The following is a 2,317-nucleotide window of genomic DNA, read 5'->3' as shown; positions in this document are numbered from 1 at the left end:
GACAGAGTCCACGTCTTCGGCACCGGACTTATGCCCGATTATTATCCACGCGGGGCCGCTCGACTAGTGAGCTGTTACGCACTCTTTAAATGAATGGCTGCTTCCAAGCCAACATCCTAGCTGTCGCTGCGGCCCCACCTCGTTATTGCCTTCAACTCAGCCCGGATTTCGGGGCCTTAGACGGTGGTCTGAGTTGTTCCTCTCTCGGACGCGGACCTTAGCACCCGCGCCCTCACTCCCGGGGATCATGCCGCGGCATTCGGAGTTCGTCAGGACTTGATAGGCGGCGAAGCCCTCGCATCCTATCGGTCGCTCTACCTCCGCGGCACTGACCCCGAGGCTGCACCTAAATGCATTTCGGGGAGTACGAGCTATCTCCGAGTTTGATTGGCCTTTCACTCCTACGCACAGGTCATCCGAAAGCTTTTCAACGCTTACCGGTTCGGACCTCCAGACAGTGTTACCTGTCCTTCATCCTGCCCATGCGTAGATCACTCGGTTTCGCGTCTGCCTCCGGCGACTATACGCCCTGTTCGGACTCGCTTTCGCTCCGGCTCCGCGGCCTAACCGCTTAGCCTCGCCGCCGACGGCAACTCGCAGGTTCATTATGCAAAAGGCACGCCGTCACCATACGGGATGGCTCCGACCGCTTGTAGGCGCATGGTTTCAGGGTCTCTTTCACTCCTCTGTCCGAGGTGCTTTTCACCTTTCCCTCACGGTACTCGTTCGCTATCGGTCTCTCGGTAGTATTTAGCCTTTCGGGATGGTCCCCGACAATTCAACCGGGATTTCTCGTGTCCCGGCCTACTCAGGTGCCGACCTGTTCCGCGGATCCTTTCGTGTAAGGGGCTCTCACCCGCTGTGGCGCGCCGCTCCATGCGCTTCCACTAGAATCCTTGGTCCGTTATGTCGGTCCTATAACCCCGGCACATGCCTTGCGACACCGCCGGTTTGGGCTCCTCCCCGTTCGCTCGCCGCTACTTGGGGAATCGTTATTACTTTCTCTTCCTGCGGGTACTTAGATGTTTCAGTTCCCCACGTTCGCCCCCTGCTCTGCAGGGTGACGGGATCGCTCCCGCCGGGTTGCCCCATTCGGAGATCCACGGGTCAATGGGTATTTGCCCCTCGCCGTGGCTTATCGCAGCTTGTCACGTCCTTCCTCGCCTCCGAGAGCCAAGGCATCCCCCATGCGCCCTTCGATCATTCCGTTATTTCTTGATGTATCGAAGTACATAGTAACTGGTGTCATTTCTGACACCTTGCCTAAGCCTTTTTTATACCATCAGCAAGCTGATGGCGCTCGTTGTATTCTGTTTGAGTTTCTACTTTGTCTTCTCGCTGACTCAGACTATCTGAGTCTCGCTTCCATCATGTCAATGTGCTCTTTTCAGGTGGAGAATAACGGATTCGAACCGTTGACCCTCTGCGTGCAAAGCAGATGCTCTAGCCAACTGAGCTAATCCCCCTTGTCAAGAGAATTTCCCACAGGACCGACAGAGTGAGGTGGACTTTCGTCTCCTTGTCTATCTGTTTTGTGTCACCTTCAACCGACCGGAATCCCGGTCTCCAGAAAGGAGGTGTTCCAGCCGCACCTTCCGGTACGGCTACCTTGTTACGACTTAGCCCCAGTCACCGATTTCGCTCTAGGGCGCGCCTCGCGGCGACGCACTTCAAGCGCCCTCGGCTCCCATGGCTTGACGGGCGGTGTGTACAAGGCCCGGGAACGTATTCACCGCGCCATGGCTGATGCGCGATTACTAGCGAATCCAGCTTCACGGAGTCGGGTTGCAGACTCCGATCCGAACTGAGAGTGGATTTCGGGTTCCGCTCGGCGTCGCCGCCTGGCTTCCCGCTGTACCACCCATTGTAACACGTGTGTCGCCCCGGACGTAAGGGCCGTGCTGATTTGACGTCATCCCCGCCTTCCTCGCGGCTTGCGCCGGCAGTCCGTGCAGAGTCCTCAGCGTTATCTGTTAGCAACTGCACGCGGGGGTTGCGCTCGTTATGGCACTTAAGCCGACACCTCACGGCACGAGCTGACGACAACCATGCAGCACCTCGGGGAGTGTCCCGTGGGAAACAGGCGTCTCTGCCTGAGTCACTCCCCGTTTGAGCCCGGGTAAGGTTCCTCGCGTATCATCGAATTAAACCACATGTTCCTCCGCTTGTGCGGGCCCCCGTCAATTCCTTTGAGTTTCACCGTTGCCGGCGTACTCCCCAGGTGGAATGCTTATCGCTTTCGCTTCGCCACCCAGGGGTCAATCCCCCCGGACAGCCAGCATTCATCGTTTACTGCGTGGACTACCAGGGTATCTAA

Annotated in this window: 1 tRNA gene and 2 rRNA genes; all 3 read right to left on the bottom strand. The window is 57.6% G+C overall.

The window, feature by feature from the left end:
• Positions 1 to 1,209: ribosomal RNA gene (locus E5331_RS20005) — 23S ribosomal RNA — on the bottom strand; the annotation flags it as partial.
• Positions 1,210 to 1,392: 183 nt separating this feature from the next.
• Positions 1,393 to 1,466: transfer RNA gene (locus E5331_RS20000), tRNA-Ala, on the bottom strand.
• Between the two features lie 104 nt (positions 1,467 to 1,570).
• A 16S ribosomal RNA gene (locus E5331_RS19995) occupies positions 1,571 to 2,317 on the bottom strand; the annotation flags it as partial.

The organism is Lepagella muris, from assembly GCF_004793975.1.
Classification (GTDB): Bacteria; Bacteroidota; Bacteroidia; order Bacteroidales; family Muribaculaceae; genus Lepagella; species Lepagella muris.
This window is presented reverse-complemented; position numbering and strand designations above follow the sequence as displayed.